An 18,615-nucleotide genomic window follows, 5' to 3' on the forward strand; every position below is an offset into this window, starting at 1 on the left:
CTCAGCTCTCCTCGGTGATCGGTTGGCGATGTCGCCCGTGCGGCGTGTCGGGGCCGGCCCAGCGGACCTGCCGGATCTGCAGTTCACGGCCGGAGAGCAGTTCGCCGGCCGCGGCGCCGCAGCGGGGGCAGAGCAGCCGGGGCGGCATGCCGACCGCCCAGTCCGCGGCGCAGGGCTCGCAGCGCGCGGTGCCCGGAACGGTGCGGGTGATCAGCTCGGCGCCCTCCAGAACGGTGCCGGCGCAGGCGAGTTCGAAGCAGAACGCGAGGGCGTCGGCGACGACGCCGGCCAGCTCGCCCACGTCCAGCTCGACGCTGGTGACGCCGACGGCCCCATGGGACTTCGCCGCGGCCTCGACCTGGTCGACGACGGCGACCGCGAGGGACATCTCGTGCATCGGTCTCCGTCCTGGGCGCGGGGGTGGGGCTCGGGCGCCATTAGAGAACGGGGGGTGGCGGAGGCACGCCCGGCGCGCCGGGGCCGGGCGTCGGTGTCGTCCGTTCGGTGCAGCCGCCGCCACCGGATCCGCGAAAGCGTCACATTCTGCTGATGCGCAGGTAGCGCCGGAGGTCGGGGAGGACTCCGACGGCGACGGCCACGACGGCGAGGGCGGCGGTGGCGGCGACTGCCGCGCCGAGGACGTTCCTGTGCATGGTGCTCTCCCTTTCGGTCTTCATACGACGACTTCCTGGCGGACCAGTTCGGTCACCATGCGCACCGCCTCGGGCACGGCCGCGGCGACCTGCGGGCTGAGCCCGATGCCCTCGTCGAGGCAGGCCGGTTCGCAGCCGACGACGAGGATCCGCCGGGGCGGCGCGGCCCCTGTTCCCGCGCACAGGGTGTCGAGCAGGGCGAGGACGGCGTCGGGCGTCATCCGGTGGCCGTCGAGCGGCGCGGGCTCCGTGGCGTGGCCTCGGTCGCCGGCCGCCGAGGCGTCGATCAGATAGAGCGTCCCCGGTTCACCGCCGCGGGCCGTGACGTCGACGAGGACGAGGGTGTCCCAGCCGTCGAGGAGTTCGTAGGCGAGGTGGACGCCCCGGACGCCGACGTCGGCCAGTTCGACGGAGGCGGGGAGTTCCTCGCGGGTGAGCCGCCGCAGGGTCTCCACGCCGAAGCCGTCGTCGCCGAGGAAGATGTTGCCCACGCCGGCCACGAGGGTGCGAGCCGTGCCGGGTGCCGGGGTGCCGGGTGCCGGGGTGCCGGGTGCCGGGGTGCCGGGTGCGGGGCTGTTCACACGTCCTCCAGGGCTTCGACCTCGTCGGGCTGGAAGTACAGGAACCGGCCCTGTTCGCGGCGGATGTCGGCGCCCGGGTCGTCCTCCACCGTCACCGCGATGTGGATTCCGCCGTCGACGTCGTGGAGGACCGCCTCGACCAGCGCGCTGCGCCCGTCGAGGAACAGGTCCTGGGCGTCCGTGCGGCGCAGCCGTGGGCGCAGGACGACCCTGCTGCCCGCGCGGACCGGGCGGCCGTCGACAAGGACGTGGTCGCTCCCCGGATCGACGCCGGTGTCGCCGCCCGGGTCCCACCAGGGCGTCTCCGGTTCGAGGATGTTCCCGGTCTGCTTCGGGGGCCCGGTGACGCTCTGGAGGCTCCGTACCGCGCCGTGCAGGCGTTCGAGCACTTCGGGCGGCATGGTGTCCGCCAGCTCGATCACGGCCGCGGCGCGGGCGTCGGTCCCTCTGGCCTCGCGTTTCTCCTCGTCGGTGAGGGCGGCCGTGCGCAGGGCGAGGATCTCGTCGATCTCGGTCGCGTCGTAGAGGGCGCCGGGGCTCTCGGGGGCGATGGCGGGGTGGTCCTCCAGGATGATCGGCGAGGAGAGCACGAGGTCGTCGCGGCCGGGTTCGCCGGCCAGGACGGGCCAGGTGTGCAGGTTGCGGCAGGCGGCGACGGCACCTTTCGCCCACTCCGGCGGGTCGGTCATCGACAGGAACGAGCCGCCGTCGATACGCAGCAGCGTGTGAGTGGCGACGAGGGAGTACGGCAGCGCCGCATGGCGGTCGGTGTTCCGCTCGGCGGTCCAGTCGCTGGTGTTCTCCACCGTGACCGAGAGGCGCTCGACCCGGTACGGGCCGTCGAGTTCGGCCGCGGAGATCGTCAGGGTGCCGCTGATCCCCTCGCGTCGGCGTACGAGTCGGCCGAGGACGCGTCCGTCGGTGTCGGTGACCTCCTCCGTCTCCTCGGCGGCGGGGCGGCTGAAGGGCAGGGCGATGCCGTCGCCCCGCAGGTCGGCGACGGGGGCGACGAGCGTGACCCGTTCCTCGACGCCTTCGTCCCAGGCCATCAGGACCCGGTCGGGCAGCCGGAGTTCGCCGACCGGAGCGAAGGTGCCGTCCCCGCGCAGTTCCTCGACGGTACGCCGCTGGGCGCGCAGGAAGCGGAGCTCCACGGCGAGTTCGGCACCGGTCCTGGGCTCCATGAGGCACTCGGTGAGCTGGAAGTCGTGCTCCTCGGCGGCGGCGCTCCAGGACGGCGGCACCAGGACCCCGAACTGCCAGCGGAGCCGGTTCTTCGCGGCGGACGCACGGTACGGGTAGAGGACGTACCCCTCGAAGAGGACGGCGTCGGCGACGTGCCGGGCGACGGCGAACCGTGCCTCGGTGCCGGGGGTGAAGGCGGCGGTGGTCATCGTGTCCTCTCCCCCGCCGCTTCGAGCAGGGTCTCGACGGTGGCCTCCCACGACGGGAGGGCCCGGCGCGAGCGGTAGGCGAGCAGGGCGTCCATCGTGTCGCCGGGGAGCCGGATCCATCCGCAGCCGGGGAAGTGCTGGTCGATCATCTCGCGCCACACCTTCACGGGCATGCGGTGGGAGATCTCCCTGTCCCAGGGAACGGGCTCGACGTGGAAGCCGCCGGCACCGGTGAAGGCGGTGCCGGAGAAGAGCAGGAGCAGCGGGACGTCGCCGTCGGAGAGCGCCCTGAAATAGCGCGACGCGGCGATGTCGGTGTCGTAGGTGCACGGCACGACGAGGTCGGTCTCGATCTCGTCGGTGAAGCCGGGCACCATGACGGAGGCCTGGGCGAACTGGACCGGGTTGAGGCTGCTGCCCCACCGGGAGCGTTCGCCGAACAGATCGCCCAGGGCCGCGGCCTCGTGGTCGTCGTAGCCGCGCCGGGCGGGTTCGACGCGGATCTGGCAGCGCAGGGCCATGGCGTGGACCCGGGTGCCGCCGGTGGCGGTGATCCGCAGCCGGAACACGAGCGTGGGTCCGGCCGCGTAGGCGTCGGCGCGGACGTCGGTGCAGCTGAAGGAGAACTCGGTCACGGCCGGCTCCCCTGCGGCTCGCGGGCCAGGCCGCGGACGTGGGTGAAGAGGTCGTCGAGGTCCGCGCGCGCCTCCGCGCCTCCGTCGAAGCCCTGCCAGTGCAGTCGCATGCGGCCCACCAGTTCGTAGCAGAGGTCGATCGGCACGAGGAAGCACTCGGTGCGGCCCTCGTGGCGGCGCAGCAGCAGGGCCTCGACGTCGGGTTCGAGGTGGGCGGCGAGCCGAGTGGCGTCGAGGACGGACCGCCAGGCCTCTTCGTCCGGTTCGCTCTCGGTGGCACCGGCGGGGCTGGGGTAGAGCGCCACCGGCCGGTCGAGGGCGGAGTTGCGGAAGAAGAACGCGACGGAGACCGGAATCCGCAGCGACTCCCAGGCCCGGTCGTCGATCCGGTGGTCGGGGTCGCTGAGGAATCGGCCGGGGACCGCCCGGAACCGCCCCGGGGAGGCTGCGGAGCGGTCCATGAGCTGCGCGCACGGGCCGCAGGCGCAGACCAGGGCCCGCTCGACCGTGTCGACGAGGTGCGGGTGACGCTCCTCGGCCGCCAACGGGGCGCCGCACAGTCCGCAGCGCTCCTCACGGGGTGGGCGGGGAGTGGTGAACCGGCGCAGGCCGGTGGGCGCCGGGGGCCGCACGGCGCTGTTCGGCGGCCCGTTCACCGGGCGGCCGATGAACGGCCGTCCGCGCCCGCGAGCGACGGACGGGTGCCGATCTGGAGCAGCGCAGGTTCACGCGCGGCGCCGCTCTCCAGCTCCACGCCGGTCACCTCGGGGGCGAAGCAGGCGAGGGCGTCCACGGCCGCCTGCCGGACGGACTCCTGGGTGCCGGAGCAGCCGCAGCCGGTAGCGGCGGTGACCCGCAGCCGCAGCACACCCGTCGCCGGGTCGAATCCGGTGTTCTCCACGGGCTGCGGCAGGGCGGACAGGGCGCGGGCGATACGGGTCGGCGCGTCCTCGGGGTGCAGTCCGTGCAGGGTGAGGAGGCTCGCGACGAGTTCGTCGGCGAGCAGCGGGCCCAGCGGGTCGGCGGGCGGACGGGCGGCGGGGCGCCCGAGGAGCTCGACGATGCGGGCGATGCCGCTGCCGTAGAACTCCATGAGGACGCGTACGACTTCCTCCGTGGCCGCGCAGGCCTGGGCGTCGCCGCTCTCGGCCAGCCGGTCCAGGACCTCCTCGACCCGTCGGCCCGCCTGTTCGGCGGTCGTCGCGCTCATCCGGCCAGACCGCTCAGGCCGGTGGGCACGTGCATCTGCTTCACGGTCCTGCCGTTGCCCGTGTACATGTGGACGCCGCACGGCAGACAGGGGTCGAAGCTGCGCACGGCGCGCATGATGTCGATGCCCTTGAAGTTCTCCGGGGTGTTCTCCTCGAAGATGGGGGTGTTCTGCACGGCGTCCTCGTAGGGACCGGGGGTCCCGAACGTGTCGCGCGTGGAGGCGTTCCACGGCGTCGGCGGGTAGGGGTGGTAGTTGGCGATCTTGCCGTCCCTGATGACCATGTGGTGCGAGAGGACACCTCGTACGGCCTCGGTGAAGCCGACGCCGATGGACTCGTCCGGCACCTCGAACTTCTCCCAGGTCTGTGTGCGTCCGGCGCGGACCTCCTCCAGGCCCTTCTCGGCGCAGTGCAGGGCGACGGCGGCCGCGTACGCCTGGAAGTAGGTCCGGGCGCGGTTGCGCTCCAGGGCGTTGCTCCACTTGGGGATCTTCCACTCGAAGGTGGTCTCCGGCTTGGTCATCGTCCGGGGGAGGTTGATGACGACGCTGTGCCCGGTGGCCTTGACGTAGCCGATGTCGACGAGGCCGGAGAGCGCCGTGGACCACAGGCGCGCGATGGGGCCGCCGCCGGTGTCCAGTGCCAGGTGGTCCTTGCCGTCGAACCAGCGCGGGGACATGACCCAGCTGTACTTGTCGTCGAAGTTCCGCTTCTGCGGGGCCGGGATGGTGTGCTGGTTCCACGGGTGGCGCGGGTCGACCGGGTTGCCCAGCGGATCGTGGGTGACGAACTGTTCCTGGCCCTGCCAGTCCTCGTAGTACGAGCTGCCGAGCAGGATGCGGATGCCGAGGTTGATCTCGGTGAGGTCGTTGGTCACCAGCTTGCCGTCGACGACGACACCGGGGGTGACGAACATCCGCCGGCCCCAGTCCGTCATGTTGGCGTAGGTGAAGTCGCAGTGCTCGGGGTCGTTGAGCGCGCCCCAGCAGCCGAGCAGCACGCGGCGGCGGCCGACCTCCTCGTAGCCGGGCAGGGCCTCGTAGAAGAAGTCGAAGAGGTCGTCGTGGAGCGGGACGACCCGCTTCATGAACTCCACGTAGCGCATGAGGCGGCTCATGTAGTCGGTGAACAGCTGCACGGACGCGACCGTGCCGACACCACCGGGGTAGAGGGTGGAGGGGTGGACGTGCCGCCCCTCCATGAGGCAGAACATCTCCCGGGTGTAGCGGCTGACCTGGAGCGCCTCGCGGTAGAACTCGCCTTCGAGGGGGTTGAGGGAGCGCATGATGTCCGCGATCGTGCGGTAGCCGTGCTCGGCGGCGTGGGGCGCCTCGGTGCGCTCGGCCAGCTCCAGGACACCGGGGTTGGTCTCGCGGACCATCTTCTCGCAGTAGTCGACCCCGACCAGGTTCTCCTGGAAGATGTTGTGGTCGAACATGTACTCCGCCGACTCGCCGAGGTTGATGATCCACTCGCCGAGGTGCGGGGGCTTCACGCCGTACGCCATGTTCTGCGCGTACACCGAGCAGGTCGCGTGGTTGTCACCGCAGATGCCGCAGATGCGGCTGGTGATGAAGTGCGCGTCGCGGGGGTCCTTGCCCCGCATGAAGACGCTGTAGCCGCGGAAGACGGAGGACGTGCTGTAGCACTCCGCGACGCGCTTCTGCTTGAAATCGATCTTCGTGTGGATGCCGAGGCTGCCCACGATCCGGGTGATGGGGTCCCATGCCATCTCCACAAGGCCGGATCCGTCACCCGTCGTCTTCGCCGGAGATGCCATGGTCGTTGCGGTGCCCTTCGTCAACTCTTCGACTACACGAACAGTGGGATGGATGGGGGGTGCTGCAGGGGTGGAGCGAGGGCGTCCCGGTCACCAGGGCGGCCGGTAGCCGGTGGTGATGCGCTCGCCGGTGTGCCGCCACTTCGGTTCCTTGTCCACGGTCTTGGCCGTGATGTTCCGCAGGCGGCGGATGACGGAGCCGTACACGCCGCTGGCGGTGCTGGAGACCTTGCCGCCGGGAGGTTCGTCCATGAACGGCATGAACTTGTCCGGGAATCCGGGCATCGTGCACGCGATGCAGATGCCGCCGACGTTCGGACAGCCGCCGACACCGTTGATCCAGCCGCGCTTGGGGACGTTGCACTTGACGACGGGGCCCCAGCAGCCGAGCTTGACCAGGCACTTGGGCGAGTCGTACGTCGAGGCGAACTCGCCCTGCTCGTAGTAGCCGGCCCGGTCGCAGCCCTCGTGCACGGTCGCCCCGAACAGCCAGGTCGGACGGAGCTTGTCGTCCAGCGGGATCATGGGCGCGGAGCCGACCGCCTGATAGAGCAGGTAGGTCAGCGTCTCCGCGAAGTTGTCCGGCTGGATGGGGCAGCCCGGCACGCACACGATGGGGATCCCGGCGTGCGACTTCCAGTCCCAGCCCAGATAGTCCGGTAGACCCATCGCACCGGTCGGGTTCCCCGCCATGGCGTGGATGCCGCCGTACGTGGCACAGGTGCCGATCGCGACCACCGCGAGGGCCTTGGGCGCCAGCCGGTCGATCCATTCGCTGGTGGTGATGGGCTGACCGGTCTCCGGGTCGTCGCCGAAGCCGCACCAGTAGCCCTCCTGCTTGATGGCCTCGTTCGGGATCGATCCCTCGACGACCAGCACGAACGGGTCGATCTCGCCCCGCTCACCCTTGAAGAACCACTCGATGAACGTGTCGGCGCCGCCCACCGGACCGCACTCGAAGTCGATCAGTGGCCAGTGGACCGCGATCCTGGGCAGCCCTGGCAGCCCCGCGAGGGCGATCTCCTCGATGCTGGGCTGCATGGCGGCGGTCAGGGCCACCGAGTCGCCGTCGCAGCTCAGACCCGCGTTGATCCAGAGGATGTGGATCGGCTTCTCTTCGCTGCCGGGTGCGGCACCCCGGTCCTCGACCGGGGCCGGCTTCACTGCGCTCATGGGTGGTCGCCTCCTGAGGAGGGATGGGCGAAGGCCTCGTGTCGGGCCTGGGTCTTGCTCAACAGTCGGCCGATCCGGCCGCGCCCGCACCCGGGCCGTTCGGGAGCGGCGCCCGCGGAACCTCCTTCCGGACGAACGCCCGGCGGCGTGCGTGGTAGCTCGCGGCGGGATCGTCGAAGATCGTCCGCATCCGGGAAAGCTCTTGCTCACGATGGGCCGCAAGGGGAGCGACGGACTCCTGCCGCTCGTGCTCCGCCTTCTTCGCCGCGATCCGCGGCTGAAGACCACCACTCGATGCCAGCTGGAGGGCCAATCGGGTGACCTCGGTGGCGAACTCCCCGGGTCCGCAGTCGACGACCCGGTCGACCAGACCCATGTCCAGGGATGCCGCCGCGGACACCGGTCGGGCCTCTTCGGTGAGGCGGGCGGCCAGGGCCTCGCCCACCTTCCCGGGCAGGGTGCGGGTCCAGTACTCCGATCCGTACAGGCCCATGCGGCGGTAGTGCGGATTGAGCACCGAGCCCGAACGGCACCAGACCTCGTCCGCGGCGAGGGCGAGCATCACCCCGCCGGCGGCGGCGTTGCCGCCGATCGCGCTCACGACGAGCCGGTCGGTCGTGGTGAGAACCGCCTCGACCAGGTCGTTCATGGCATTGATGTTGGCCCAGGACTCGGCGGCGGGGTCGGCGGCGGCCTCGATGACGTTCAGATGGATGCCGTTGGAGAAGAAGTCGCGCTGCCCGCCGAGCACCAGGACGGAGGTGGGGCGCCCGCGGGCGGTCTCGTACGCGTCGAGCAGGCGGCGACACTGGTCGGTGCTCATCGCCCCGCCGGGGAACGCGAAGGACAGGACGCCGACCGGCCCCAGCTCGCGGTACCGGATGTCGGACCAGGTCCGCCGACCTGGCGCCGGGTCGGTGGGTGGCGGCACTTCGGGGAGCTGCGGCAACCGGCCGGCGAGGGCCAGGGCGGCGGGGAGCTTGCAGGCACGCGGCCTGCCGGGGCCGGTGCGGGCGCGGAGCTCGGGGATCCACACGGCGCCGTCCACGGTGGCCCGGCAGACCGCGCCCGCCCGGGTGGCGAGGAGGGCACCGGGCCGCCCGCGCAGACCGTCCTCCGCGTGGCCGCCGTGCAGGAACCACTCGGCGCCCAGCAGCCGGTCCGGCACACCGGGCTGCGAGTCGGCGGCCCGCAGGGTGCGCAGAACGGTCTCGGTGGTGTCCTCGCCCCACGCGATCCGACGCTCCTCCTGCCGGAGCGCGGGACGGGCGCGGATCTCGCCGGTCTGCGGACGTGGGGTCGCCCCGGCGGCGACCCTCTCGACGGCGAGGAGCACGGCGGCCACGGCGGCGTCGGACAGCTCGTTGCGGTACAGATCGCTCTTGCCGACCTCCGGGACGCGGAACGTCGCGGAGGCCCAGACGTCGCCCGCGTCCATCTCCTCGTCGGCCTGGAGGACGGTCACGCCCCACTCCTCGACCCCGTCGTGGATCGCGTGGTCCAGCGAGGACGGGCCCCGGTCGCCCACGGGCCCCGGGTGCACGATCAGACAAAGGTGCGCCGTCCACACATCGCGGGGCACGACGGCCTTCAGCATGGGGGCCACGACCAGATCGGGCGCATGGCGCGCGACGGCCTCGCGCACGGCAGCCCCGTCGAGGGTGACCTCCACGGGAACGGTGTGCCCGCGGTCACGCAGCTCGACCAGGACGCGCTGGGTGAGGCTGTTGAAGCTGCTGGCGACGAGCAGGATGCGCATGGGCGGCCTTTCCGCGTGCGATGGACGGTGCGGCCCTGGGAACCGCGGTCCGCCAACCGCCTGCGATCATCGGTCGGCACGCGCCGGGCAGCGGCGTGACGGCGCCCGCACCTCACCCGTTCGAGCTGCGCGTCCGACCGATTGGCGGGCCCGAAGAAGCGCCACGCCGTACGGGGCGCCTCTCGTCGCCGAGCCGACCATGAGAGGCACGAAAAGGGGCGTCTGACGGGTTTTCTCCCGGCAGACGCCCTGTCGGCCGCCCCGATCAGCGCACGAGGCGTGAGGCGAGGTACTCCGAGAGGGTGGCCCGCACGAGCACGGTCAGCGTCCCCTCACTCCTGGAGGAACTCTCGGCGACTCCTGATGCCCGTGCCGGCTACGCGGACGGAGACACCTTCACGAGGTCTTTCAGCTCCTGACCGCACGCGTGACAGTGGGGTGTCGGCCCGCCGTCACCGGACTCGACGAAATCGGCGCAGAAGGTGCACTGGAGAAGGGAACAGTGGTGGCAGCGCAGTCCGTGCCCGTTCTCCCGCGCCTCGTCAATGGTCAGATACACGCTCAGAGTCGAGGCGAGACGTGCCTCCGGGGGCAGAACGAACGGAACGACGTAGAACCCGCACCAGGCGCAGTGCGTGGCCGACGGCACGGGGTCTTCCGACTGCGTACGTGCACCGAACTCGATCAGCTGTCCGTCGCCCTCTTCGAAGAGGTAGATCAGGTCGCGGCCGACATTGCCCTGCGGCGTCTCGACGACGACGTACACATGAGGCTCTCTGACCGGGGTCTGCCGGAGGAACGCCAGGGCCTGTGCCCGGTCCGGACCGCGGTAGACGTGGTAGGTGGCTTGGGGCTGCTTCTCGGTCCCCACGAACTGGATGGCCTGATTCTCCGAGTTCCCGCTCCGCGAAGGGCTCATTCACGGCAGGCTACTTGAGCGCCATCGTGACGACCAGACAGCAACAGGGTGCCCCAGGGGACAGGGAGGACCCGATGGGGTAGAGGGAACGACAGGGAGAGCGGTCAGCGGTCGTACGGCCAACTCCCTTACGGCGAGGCGGGTTCGGGCAGCTGCGGCATCAGAGGGGGGCTTGTGCCTGTAATCGAGAGTACGGGTGACGAGGCGGGCGAGGAGACGAGGGACGCAGCAGCGGCGGCGGGCGAGGCGCCGAGGGATGCGGCGGCGGGCGAAGGGCCGAGGGATGCGGCAGCGGGCGAAGAGCCGAGGGATGCGGCGGCGGGCGCGTCGCTCGCCGGGACAGCGCTCGTCGTCGCGGTCACGGTCATCGCGCTGTGGCTCGGGCTCCTCGCCTGGCTGGCCTTCAACGCCGACGCGAGCGACGTCACCTGGTCACGTCTGCTCGTCGTCCTCGGGTCCGTCGAGGCCGTCGCGTTCGCGGCCATCGGCGCCTTGTTCGGTACGACGATTCAGCGGCAGCGGGTGGCGGACCTGACTGCCCGTACCGAAGCAGCCGAATCCCGTGCGGACGCCAACGCCACTGCGGCTCTCAACGGCCACAGACTGGCGGCGGCGGTCCAGGCGACCCGCGCCCCCGGGAGCGGGTCGGACACGGAACAGCTGTCGGCCGCGGGCCGATCCGGCAAGGATCCCCTGCTCGAACTGGCCAACCGGCTGTTCCCGGACTGAGGCGTCGCAGTGGACACTGTCGGAAGGCTGGTGCGCGACGGTGAGCCCGTCGGGACCGCGTTCGTCCTCACCGCCGACGGGCTCGCCGCGACCGCCGCTCATGTCCTTGCGCCGCACCCGGCCGCGCGATGGACATTCCAACCGATCGCCGCTCCCGGAGTTTCGTTCCCCGTCGACTGCTCCCTGCCGTCGGACAGCGCGACCGACGTGGCGCTGATCCACGTCCGCGAGGCCGACGACTGGAAGCCGATGACACTCGCCTCGCATACGAGCGCCACCCCCGGCGCCCCGGTCCACCTGCGCGGATTCGCCACGTCCCGCGACTACGACTCCGGTGTCGGCCAGTACGTCGGCGCCACTGCGCAGGACGGCACGTCCTGGGTGAAGGTGAGCTGTCGGCACGCCCAGCCGGGCATGAGCGGCGCACCGGTGCTGCTCACCGGGACGGGCAGCGTCATCGGCATCGTGTCGGCGCGCCTCAACTCGGGGCGCTGGAACCGCGACACCGTGCTGCTCGCCCCGGCCGAGCGGCTCGTCGCGCTCGCCCCCGAGCGCCTGCGTCTCGCCGCACCGGTCAACCGGTTCACCGATGGCACCCTCCGGTTGTCGTGGCTGCGCGAAGGTGCGACGGAACTCATCCTGGAAACCGACGACTTCACCGTCTCGCTCGGCCGCAACGCACACAATCGCGTGTGCCTGCCGGACCACCGCGACAGCCGCTTCCACGGCCATCTCAGCCTGATCGGTACGACCTTGACCTACCGGCACCTGGGCTCCCACCCCGCGTTCCTGGCCGGCGCCACACGCCAGTTGAGGCTGGCCAAAGGGGACTCCTGTCCCGTCGGGGACAAGGACCGGCTGAGCGTCGCGAGCGGAACGATGCTGGTGGAGTTCTCCGCGCCCGACCTTTTCGACCCGAATGCGAGCGTCACGCCTGAGGCACCCGAGTGAAAGGGAGGAACCCTCAGTTGGACCCCACCACCGACCTCACGGCCGATGGACCGTTCGAACCACCGCCACCGCCCGCGGGAGCACCCGCCGCCATCGGCGCGGTGTTGTCCGGCCGCTGGTCGGTGGCGGAGATCCGCCGAGGCGGGCAGGCATGGGTCCTTGTCGTCGACGACCTTGAGCGCGGGGGCCGCCGCGCGATCAAGATCCCGCTGTCCGACGCTCTCGTCGGCGACGGCGAACTCGCCATGTTGCTCGCGCTCGAACCGCACCGGCACACCGTCACCACGCTCGACGTCCTCGAAGTGCGGGGGCGGTCGGGCATCCTCTTCGACTACGCGCCCTCGACCCTGACCGACCTGATCCGGCTGCGGCACGGACCCGGACTCGCAGGAATCCTCCAGCAGGTGTGCGCCGGCATGGCTCACCTGTCCGACATCGTCGAGGTCGCTCACCTCGACCTCAAACCGTCGAACGTACTCATCGACGACACCGGTCAGGCCAAGGTCGCCGACTTCGGCCTGGCCCGGCGGGTGCGTATCCAGGACGGACGCTTCGCGAGCGCGCGGGGCGGCACCTGGGCGTACGCCGCGCCCGAGGTGCTGCGGCGGGAACCCTGCGACACCCGCGCCGACATCTTCTCCTTCGGCGTGCTCCTCTACGAAGCCTGCACGGGCAGACTCCCCTACCCGTTCGCCCTGGCACCCGACCCGGTCACCCAGCAGGCGCAACTGCTGGACTACTACGCGTCACCAGGCCCGGAACGTCGTCAGGAGGAGCTCTATTACTGGGGGCAGTTCGAGCCGACCCAGGTACCCGTCACCCCGCCCGGGGAGGGCATCAGCATCCTCGTGTCGAGCTGCCTGCAGCAACACCTGTCAGAGCGCCCTCAGTCGTTCCGGATGCTCGCCGAGATGCTCGCCAGAGCTGTCCAGAGCCCACCGGTCGACTCCCCCGGGATTCCCCTGGCCCCGATCGACCAGCAGCGCAGGGCGCTCGCGCTGGCCGAGGTGCTGATCCGGCTCGGCCGGCTCGGCGAGGCCATCAACCAACTCAACCGGCTGCTGGCCACGCCACTCCCCCCGGCGCTCTTCGCGACGGTACGGCAGACCGCCGTACAGGCACTGACCAGGGCCGGGCGGCATGCCGAAGCGGCCGAACTAGCGGATTGGCGGTGAACTCCATGCGGCGGTTCGAACTGTCGGAATGGAAACGAGGCCCGCACCTCACGGACCTGCGGCACACGGTGGGAGAACTGCTCAGGGAGAGACGACACCGTACGGCGCTGGACGAAGTCCTGCGCCGTCTGCGCCGTGATCCGGAAAGCACCGACGCGCTGTTCGTGGCGCTCACGGTCCTGGGCCAAAGCCGCACGGCACGGCTCGTCTCTCCCGAACCACCGACCGACATGCAAGTGCAGAGCGCGCTGCTGGCGCCGATCACGACGGAGTGCTCGTCCTGCGACGCCCGCTGGTACTCGACTCACACGGTGCTGCATGGCGACAAGGGTGGGCGCATCGACGTCACGAATCCCATCGGCCTCCAATGCCAGAGGTGCCGCTACACGCTGTGCAGGGACTGTCTGAAGAGGAAGCGGACGCCCTCGTACACAGACCCAGTCGACGTGGCAGAACCGGTCGGCGGCTTCTGCGGCAACGCCGGCTGCGGTGGCGGACTCCTGACGACGCCCGTACTGCCCACCGGACGCCACGACGTCACACCGATGGATCCCGACACCATCGAAGGCGTCATCGTCGTCCGGGACGGCCCCATCCGCCCGACGACGGACGAAGCCCTCACCGTAGTGACCAAGTTCCTCCCCCTCGTCCCCGATGACGCCCCCCTCCTCCACATCCGCAGGGGCGGCCCCGGCACCATGAGCGACGACTCGACCCGCGACGGACTCGTCCAGTCCCTGCTGCTCGACCTGGAACGCGAGGGCGTGCTGGTCCCCGGCGCCTGGGGACGCTCCAGGCGCCTGCACATCCTGGCCGGCCCTGCGGGGGACGCCAACTACCTGATCAACGTGGTGCGCAAGAGCGACCGGCGCCCGTCACCGGCTGCCTCGCAGGACGGCGCCCACTGGAACACGTACACGTACCTCCTGCAGATTCTCGCCGACAACGGGGTCTGGAGCCTGCTCCTCGACCCGCACACCGGCAGGCCCTTCGAGGGCGTTCTCGGCGCCGTCTCGGCACCGGCCGCGATGCTGCCCGACATCGCCCAGGAAGTCATCGCCCGCTTCGCCGACATGTCGCGGCGCCGCCGCGTCGTGTTCTTCGAGGGAGACCGTACGCAGCAGAAGCTCACGACGGACGATGTGTACGGCATCGTCATGGAAGGCAGCGCAGCCCTCTTGCCGTACTCCGAGGGGCCCGCGTGAGCCGCGCGGGCGGGGCCTCTTTCCACGGACCTGAAGGTGAGAGCGGCGAGCACGGCGACGCGAACCATGGCCTCGCCGATCCGACGGTCGACGAGTGCCGGGACCCTTGGGTGCCGCTCCGGACGAGAACGAGGACGAGGACACCGACGGGATGGAGCGGCTCAGACGGATCACCGGCTGGACACATTCCGACCAGCGGCCGGACATGGACTGGGCGGAGACGGAGTCTGGCCTGGGCACCGAGCTGCCGAGCGACTACAAGCGCATGGTCGAGACGTCCGGCAAGGGCGCCTTGGACGGATTCCTGGATCTGAACCAGGAGCCGTGGACGAGTCTCAAGGGGGACGGCCTGCTCATCTGGGCCGGCACGGAGCACGAGAACCTGTCTTGCTGGAGGGCCGACGGCGACGACCCCGACCGCTGGCCCATGGCGGTCCGGGTCTTCGAGGGTGAGGACATCACCTTCGACTGCCGAGCCGCGCCGAGTTCGTCTGCCGCATCCTCGTCGACCCGCACCACCCGTTCACGATGGGCCGCTTTTTCGACACCCACTGGTTCATGAACTACGGCAGAACGACTGACCGAACCCTGCCACCCACGGCATCCACAGCGCGGTTGGCGGTGCCACCCGCACCGTCGGTGTCCAGCGCCACTACACCGGGACCGCCGGGAGGATCGAAAGCGCCAAGGTCGCGGTCTACCTCGTCTACGCGGGGACTGCACGGGCATGCGGTGGTAGACCGGCAGCCGTCCGTCCCGCGCTCGTGGACGCGTGACCCGGACCGCGGGTCTGGGCGAGGACACCGTCTTCGCGACCAAGCCGGGACTGGCCGCCCGCGTGATCGCCGGTTCCTGGACGCTGGGCACGGCATGCGCTGGGCTGCCGGCGACGGGGTCTACGGCCGCAACCCGAAACTGTGGTCCGGGGGGAGAAAGATTCTCGCTGAGCCAAGAGCTGTCCCGTAAATGATCTACGACATGCCGATCGAACAGCAACGCTCAGCCTCATCCGGCGTGGGTGAGGCTGTGTAGGCGGGCGATGGCGAGCACGGCATGGTGAACACCCTCGTCCTTGAAACGGCAGCCGCGGAGGATCTTGCAGAGAGCGGAGGGGTGCCGTTGAGGCCGAGTATCAGCGGGGGATCCCCTGTCCCGCTTCGGTGAGGGTCAGTGTGAGACACCCCAGCCACGTGCCGGATCGCGGGTACTCCCAGTCCTCGGCGTCCGCCAGGACCGCGGGAAGGTCCTGCCTCGGGATAGGGGGCCCAGGTTGCTCTCCGAGAGTGCCGTCCGGCGCTGTCCAGGGAACGAGCCGGCACACTTCGATCCATCCTCTGTCGACGAGAGGAAGGAGGATCGGGACGAGAGCCGAGGCGGGCCCTGAGACCAGCGGCTCGTCGAGGTCGCCCCAGACACCGGGGAGGATGTCGATCTCGGTGGCGTTGATCATGAAGGCGCGTTCGGCGGAGGACAGCTGGTCTGTCGCGGGATAACTCACGCGCAGAGTGTCGCAGCTCAGGAGAACGGCCGACGAGAGCCCTGGTAGCTCTCTGAGGCACTGCGATCACGCTGCTGGGTGCTGGACGACTCCAGCCACTGGCCCACCACATCCTCCACTTCGTCCAGGGCCGGATCGCGACTTCCGCTGGGCGCGTAGGCCGGTGACCGGTCAGCACGTAGTGGCAGATGTGCGCAGTACCAGGCCCGCCGGGCACCGGCTATCTCTGCGGTCGTGCCCGTGCGGAGATAGCCGAGCAAGGCTGTCATGACCCTGCGGCGCCCGAATGCGTAGAGCGCCGGCTCGACGAACCAGCGGCAGAAGCTTGGGTCCGGGTCGTAGACGGCAGCAGCCATCAGCGGATCGAAGAACTCCTCGGGCAGGGTGGCGCGTTCCAGCAGCGGTCTTCGTGTGGCTCCGGCCAGGTGCCGCGCACGTCGGTCTTCAGGTACGTCGGCCGCAGTCTCAAGGTCCAGCAGGCGAGCCACTTCGGCTGCGCATGCAAGGAATGTACGTGTGGATGCCTTGTGGCGGTCAGCTTCGGTCATGGCAGGATTCTCGACCACGGGCCTGAGCAGAAGTGGTCGCATGAGCGAGATGATCGTGATGTGGCTGGTGTGATCACGGCGTCGGAGCCGTCCTGGATAGCCCCGTTCTCCGGGCTGAGCCCGCGTGCCTTCGGGATGCTGGTGACGGTTCTGCGTCGTGCGGGTGCGGACGTGGTCCGCAGGGGCCGGCCGTGGAGCCCTCCGCTGGAGGACCGGGCCCTGCTGGTCGCGGCGTACTGGCGAACGAACCTGACCATGCGGCAGCTCGCTCCGCTGTTCGGGGTGTCGAAGTCGGCGGCGGACCGGATCATCGACCACCTCGGGCCGATGCTCGCGCTCCAGCCCCGCAAGCGGTTCGCGAAGGACACCGTGCTCATTGTGGACGGCACCCTGGTCCCCACCCGCGACCACACCGTCGCCGAGCGGTCGAAGAACTACCGGTACTCCACCAATCACCAGGTCGTCATCGACGCCGACACCCGCCTGGTCGTCGTGGTCGGCCGGCCGCTCGCCGGAAACCGCAACGACTGCAAGGCATGGGAGGAGTCCGGCGCCAAGGCCGCCGTCGGCAAGACCATGACGATCGCCGACGGCGGCTACCCAGGCACCGGACTCGTCATCCCCCACCGTCGGCAGCGCGGCCAGAGCGAACTCCCGGACTGGAAAGAGGAACACAACAAGTCCCACAAGCAGGTCCGCGCCCGCGTCGAACACGTCTTCGCCCGGATGAAGATCTGGAAGATCCTCCGCGACTGCCGCCTCAAAGGCGACGGTGTCCACCACACCCGAGGCGACCTGAAGATCATTTACGGGACAGCCCTTAGATGAGGCTGAGGCTCGACTTCTATTGATCAGAAACGCATTTGGTTCATTCGTTGAGGGTTCTCCCGTCTCACCAGGGTCTGACCTCGCAGGTCAGGTACGGTGCGGGCATGATTGAGGGTCTTCCTTCCGACGGTGACGTGCCCGGCAAGATGCTGCTCGCCGGCTACTTCGTTGCGGTGCCCGAGCGGCCCACGGTCGCGGGGCTCCCCCGTACGGAGCGGCTGACGTCGGCGTCCGACTGCCTGATCGACCGGTTTCCTGATGATGGCTGCTGGTTCGGCACGGCGCAGGAGGCACGCGCGGCCTGCCTGCCTCTCCAGCTACCAGTGGACGCACGTCTGTACGCCCTGCTGGTGCCCTCTGAGCATGTCGGCGGATTCGTCGCCGACATCCGCGCGGCTGGGACGGACGAACCGGTGCTGCTGGCCCACCTCAACGGTCAGGAAGCTGGTGAGGCCGCCCGGGAGGTGGCCGAGGGCGGGCACAAGCTCGGCTGGGAGGTACTCGGCTACGACTGTGGCCTGCTCCACACCTGGCTCTGCAACGACCTGTACGAGGAGGGCAGGCTCCACCTCGGAGTGGATACCGGTGAACGCGGCCTGCTGCCCAACCGGCAGGCCGCCCTACGAGTCGCCGCCTGGGCGAACACTCGGGGAGACACCAAGCCAGTCACGTGGTTCCCCGGCGCCCTGATCGAGTGGGACACCCCGATCGAGAGCGGCCTCGGCCCCGTCACCACCGAGGCCCCGGCGCCCCCTGCACAGCAGCCCTGGTAGGGCCGGATCCTCCAGCGCGCCTGAACCTCAGGCCGAGCCCAACATCGGCACCGGTCAAACATCGCCGAGAACGGTCACACCTCGTTGAGACGGGGCGAGGGTGTAGCGGACGTGAGGGCCGCCGAAGTGGCCGCGGATGATGTGGGGCCGGCGTTGTCGGCGGCGGAAGAACCTGCGGGTCTCGACGGCGAGTTCAGCCCGGGGCGGAACAGCAGGCAAACCAGTGGGCATGAGTATCGCCGAGGAATTCACCAAGAACGGGGCTCCCCAGGCTCTTGTACGGCTGGAGGAGCGCGGGATCGATTTCACCGCCGTGGGCGTCCTTCTGGTTATCACGCTCCTCAGAGCACTCACCCGACCGTGGGGCCAGATCTTCCCACGCTGGATATCCGGGCTGAGCGGACGGCGGGTCCCGCGATGGCTTCCCCCTTCACCCGGATGGGCCTCGGCGGTGGCTCTCACTCCCTACGGAGGCCTCGGCCTGGTGGTGACAGCGACGGGTGGACTCTCCACGGCGAAGAATGCCGGCATGTCCCCGTGGGTCTTCATTATCGGCTTCGTCAACCTCTTCTCCAAGGGATTGCCTCTCGGCGCATGCACCTTGCCCTACCAGCATCGGACCAAGTCAGTAGGGCAGCACTGAATCGTCACGACAGTCCGTTGCGCCGGTGCCCAGATGCCGTGCCCCCTTTGAGGGTTGAGGTCGGGGAGCGTCGGAGGGTAGCTGGAAGACCGTCAGCCAGGCGGCGTTCGCTTCGATGAACGACTTCATCTGCGGCATCAGGTGAGCGCGCAGGTTGTCC

General features: G+C 70.0%; 21 protein-coding genes and 1 pseudogene. 9 read left to right on the forward strand and 13 right to left on the reverse strand.

Annotation, left to right across the window (positions count from 1 at the left end):
* Position 1 precedes the first annotated feature (1 nt).
* The 11 genes from hypA to ACF07V_RS06640 all read right to left on the reverse strand — a co-directional run bounded on the left by hypA (position 2) and on the right by ACF07V_RS06640 (position 9,952).
* Positions 2 to 397, reverse strand: coding sequence for a hydrogenase maturation nickel metallochaperone HypA (gene hypA / locus ACF07V_RS06590; RefSeq protein WP_392151762.1), 396 nt, complete (start codon positions 395 to 397; stop codon positions 2 to 4).
* Positions 398 to 536: 139 nt separating this feature from the next.
* Positions 537 to 677 carry a DUF6893 family small protein gene (locus tag ACF07V_RS06595; RefSeq protein ID WP_392151763.1) on the reverse strand — a complete coding sequence of 47 codons (141 nt, stop codon included), beginning with the start codon at positions 675 to 677 and terminating at the stop codon, positions 537 to 539.
* Positions 674 to 1,234 (reverse strand): hydrogenase maturation protease, encoded by a 561-nt coding sequence (locus tag ACF07V_RS06600; RefSeq protein ID WP_392151764.1) that lies wholly within the window; start codon positions 1,232 to 1,234, stop codon positions 674 to 676. The genes ACF07V_RS06595 and ACF07V_RS06600 overlap by 4 nt, the downstream gene beginning before the upstream one ends.
* The gene (locus ACF07V_RS06605; RefSeq protein WP_392151765.1) at positions 1,231 to 2,628 is read right to left on the reverse strand and encodes a hypothetical protein; all 1,398 of its coding nucleotides are present in this window, start codon (positions 2,626 to 2,628) and stop codon (positions 1,231 to 1,233) included. Before ACF07V_RS06605 ends, ACF07V_RS06600 begins: the two co-directional genes overlap by 4 nt.
* Entirely contained in the window at positions 2,625 to 3,263 is a 639-nt protein-coding gene (locus ACF07V_RS06610) for a DUF6084 family protein (protein ID WP_392151766.1), read from the reverse strand. The genes ACF07V_RS06605 and ACF07V_RS06610 overlap by 4 nt, the downstream gene beginning before the upstream one ends.
* Positions 3,260 to 3,919 carry a DUF5947 family protein gene (locus ACF07V_RS06615; RefSeq protein ID WP_392151767.1) on the reverse strand — a complete coding sequence of 220 codons (660 nt, stop codon included), beginning with the start codon at positions 3,917 to 3,919 and terminating at the stop codon, positions 3,260 to 3,262. Before ACF07V_RS06615 ends, ACF07V_RS06610 begins: the two co-directional genes overlap by 4 nt.
* Positions 3,916 to 4,473 carry a hypothetical protein gene (locus ACF07V_RS06620; RefSeq protein WP_392151768.1) on the reverse strand — a complete coding sequence of 186 codons (558 nt, stop codon included), beginning with the start codon at positions 4,471 to 4,473 and terminating at the stop codon, positions 3,916 to 3,918. The genes ACF07V_RS06615 and ACF07V_RS06620 overlap by 4 nt, the downstream gene beginning before the upstream one ends.
* On the reverse strand, positions 4,470 to 6,254 hold the full coding sequence (locus tag ACF07V_RS06625) for a nickel-dependent hydrogenase large subunit (protein WP_030689662.1): 1,785 nt from the start codon (positions 6,252 to 6,254) through the stop codon (positions 4,470 to 4,472). The genes ACF07V_RS06620 and ACF07V_RS06625 overlap by 4 nt, the downstream gene beginning before the upstream one ends.
* 90 nt (positions 6,255 to 6,344) lie before the next feature.
* On the reverse strand, positions 6,345 to 7,427 hold the full coding sequence (locus ACF07V_RS06630) for a hydrogenase expression protein HypE (protein ID WP_392151769.1): 1,083 nt from the start codon (positions 7,425 to 7,427) through the stop codon (positions 6,345 to 6,347).
* A gap of 58 nt (positions 7,428 to 7,485) precedes the next feature.
* Positions 7,486 to 9,186 carry a hydrogenase maturation protein gene (locus ACF07V_RS06635; protein WP_392151770.1) on the reverse strand — a complete coding sequence of 567 codons (1,701 nt, stop codon included), beginning with the start codon at positions 9,184 to 9,186 and terminating at the stop codon, positions 7,486 to 7,488.
* A gap of 376 nt (positions 9,187 to 9,562) precedes the next feature.
* Positions 9,563 to 9,952, reverse strand: a complete 390-nt coding sequence (locus ACF07V_RS06640; RefSeq protein WP_392151771.1) for a hypothetical protein — start codon at positions 9,950 to 9,952, stop codon at positions 9,563 to 9,565.
* 327 nt (positions 9,953 to 10,279) lie between these two features.
* Here ACF07V_RS06640 and ACF07V_RS06645 point away from each other — a divergent pair, with 327 nt between their 5' ends.
* The 6 genes and pseudogenes from ACF07V_RS06645 to ACF07V_RS06670 all read left to right on the forward strand — a co-directional run.
* Positions 10,280 to 10,834, forward strand: a complete 555-nt coding sequence (locus tag ACF07V_RS06645; protein ID WP_392151772.1) for a hypothetical protein — start codon at positions 10,280 to 10,282, stop codon at positions 10,832 to 10,834.
* A gap of 30 nt (positions 10,835 to 10,864) precedes the next feature.
* Positions 10,865 to 11,785 (forward strand): trypsin-like peptidase domain-containing protein, encoded by a 921-nt coding sequence (locus tag ACF07V_RS06650; protein WP_392152372.1) that lies wholly within the window; start codon positions 10,865 to 10,867, stop codon positions 11,783 to 11,785.
* A gap of 17 nt (positions 11,786 to 11,802) precedes the next feature.
* Positions 11,803 to 12,960 carry a serine/threonine-protein kinase gene (locus ACF07V_RS06655; protein WP_392151773.1) on the forward strand — a complete coding sequence of 386 codons (1,158 nt, stop codon included), beginning with the start codon at positions 11,803 to 11,805 and terminating at the stop codon, positions 12,958 to 12,960.
* A 446-nt stretch (positions 12,961 to 13,406) separates the two neighbouring features.
* Positions 13,407 to 14,165: a hypothetical protein gene (locus ACF07V_RS06660; protein ID WP_392151774.1), complete on the forward strand. Its 759-nt coding sequence runs from the start codon at positions 13,407 to 13,409 to the stop codon at positions 14,163 to 14,165.
* A gap of 94 nt (positions 14,166 to 14,259) precedes the next feature.
* Positions 14,260 to 14,727 carry a hypothetical protein gene (locus ACF07V_RS06665; protein WP_392151775.1) on the forward strand — a complete coding sequence of 156 codons (468 nt, stop codon included), beginning with the start codon at positions 14,260 to 14,262 and terminating at the stop codon, positions 14,725 to 14,727.
* A gap of 64 nt (positions 14,728 to 14,791) precedes the next feature.
* Positions 14,792 to 15,083 (forward strand): annotated as a pseudogene (locus tag ACF07V_RS06670) (transposase); the annotation flags it as partial.
* A gap of 214 nt (positions 15,084 to 15,297) precedes the next feature.
* Here the strand turns inward: ACF07V_RS06670 and ACF07V_RS06675 are convergent.
* Together ACF07V_RS06675 and ACF07V_RS06680 are read right to left on the reverse strand one after the other, a co-directional pair.
* Positions 15,298 to 15,663, reverse strand: a complete 366-nt coding sequence (locus ACF07V_RS06675; RefSeq protein WP_392151776.1) for a hypothetical protein — start codon at positions 15,661 to 15,663, stop codon at positions 15,298 to 15,300.
* 17 nt (positions 15,664 to 15,680) lie between these two features.
* Positions 15,681 to 16,211: a hypothetical protein gene (locus ACF07V_RS06680; protein ID WP_392151777.1), complete on the reverse strand. Its 531-nt coding sequence runs from the start codon at positions 16,209 to 16,211 to the stop codon at positions 15,681 to 15,683.
* Positions 16,212 to 16,271: 60 nt separating this feature from the next.
* On the opposite strand from ACF07V_RS06680, the gene ACF07V_RS06685 reads away from it, so the two are divergent.
* From ACF07V_RS06685 to ACF07V_RS06695, 3 genes are all read left to right on the forward strand, one after another.
* A complete protein-coding gene (locus ACF07V_RS06685; protein WP_392151778.1) occupies positions 16,272 to 17,039 on the forward strand; it encodes a transposase in 768 nt (255 codons plus the stop codon).
* 104 nt (positions 17,040 to 17,143) lie between these two features.
* A complete protein-coding gene (locus ACF07V_RS06690) occupies positions 17,144 to 17,812 on the forward strand; it encodes a hypothetical protein (protein WP_392151779.1) in 669 nt (222 codons plus the stop codon).
* A 229-nt stretch (positions 17,813 to 18,041) separates the two neighbouring features.
* Positions 18,042 to 18,455 carry a hypothetical protein gene (locus tag ACF07V_RS06695; protein ID WP_392151781.1) on the forward strand — a complete coding sequence of 138 codons (414 nt, stop codon included), beginning with the start codon at positions 18,042 to 18,044 and terminating at the stop codon, positions 18,453 to 18,455.
* Positions 18,456 to 18,615: the final 160 nt, after the last annotated feature.

Source organism: Streptomyces sp. NPDC015661, assembly GCF_043077765.1.
Classification (GTDB): domain Bacteria; phylum Actinomycetota; class Actinomycetes; order Streptomycetales; family Streptomycetaceae; genus Streptomyces.

Coding starts and splice junctions, on each gene's coding strand:
- hypA (WP_392151762.1), bottom strand. CDS start 397: ATGCACGAGATGTCCCTCGCGGTCGCCGTCGTCGACCAGGTCGAGGCC.
- ACF07V_RS06595 (WP_392151763.1), bottom strand. CDS start 677: ATGAAGACCGAAAGGGAGAGCACCATGCACAGGAACGTCCTCGGCGCG.
- ACF07V_RS06605 (WP_392151765.1), bottom strand. CDS start 2,628: ATGACCACCGCCGCCTTCACCCCCGGCACCGAGGCACGGTTCGCCGTC.
- ACF07V_RS06620 (WP_392151768.1), bottom strand. CDS start 4,473: ATGAGCGCGACGACCGCCGAACAGGCGGGCCGACGGGTCGAGGAGGTC.
- ACF07V_RS06625 (WP_030689662.1), bottom strand. CDS start 6,254: ATGGCATCTCCGGCGAAGACGACGGGTGACGGATCCGGCCTTGTGGAG.
- ACF07V_RS06630 (WP_392151769.1), bottom strand. CDS start 7,427: ATGAGCGCAGTGAAGCCGGCCCCGGTCGAGGACCGGGGTGCCGCACCC.
- ACF07V_RS06635 (WP_392151770.1), bottom strand. CDS start 9,186: ATGCGCATCCTGCTCGTCGCCAGCAGCTTCAACAGCCTCACCCAGCGC.
- ACF07V_RS06680 (WP_392151777.1), bottom strand. CDS start 16,211: ATGACCGAAGCTGACCGCCACAAGGCATCCACACGTACATTCCTTGCA.
- ACF07V_RS06690 (WP_392151779.1), top strand. CDS start 17,144: ATGATTGAGGGTCTTCCTTCCGACGGTGACGTGCCCGGCAAGATGCTG.
- ACF07V_RS06695 (WP_392151781.1), top strand. CDS start 18,042: ATGAGTATCGCCGAGGAATTCACCAAGAACGGGGCTCCCCAGGCTCTT.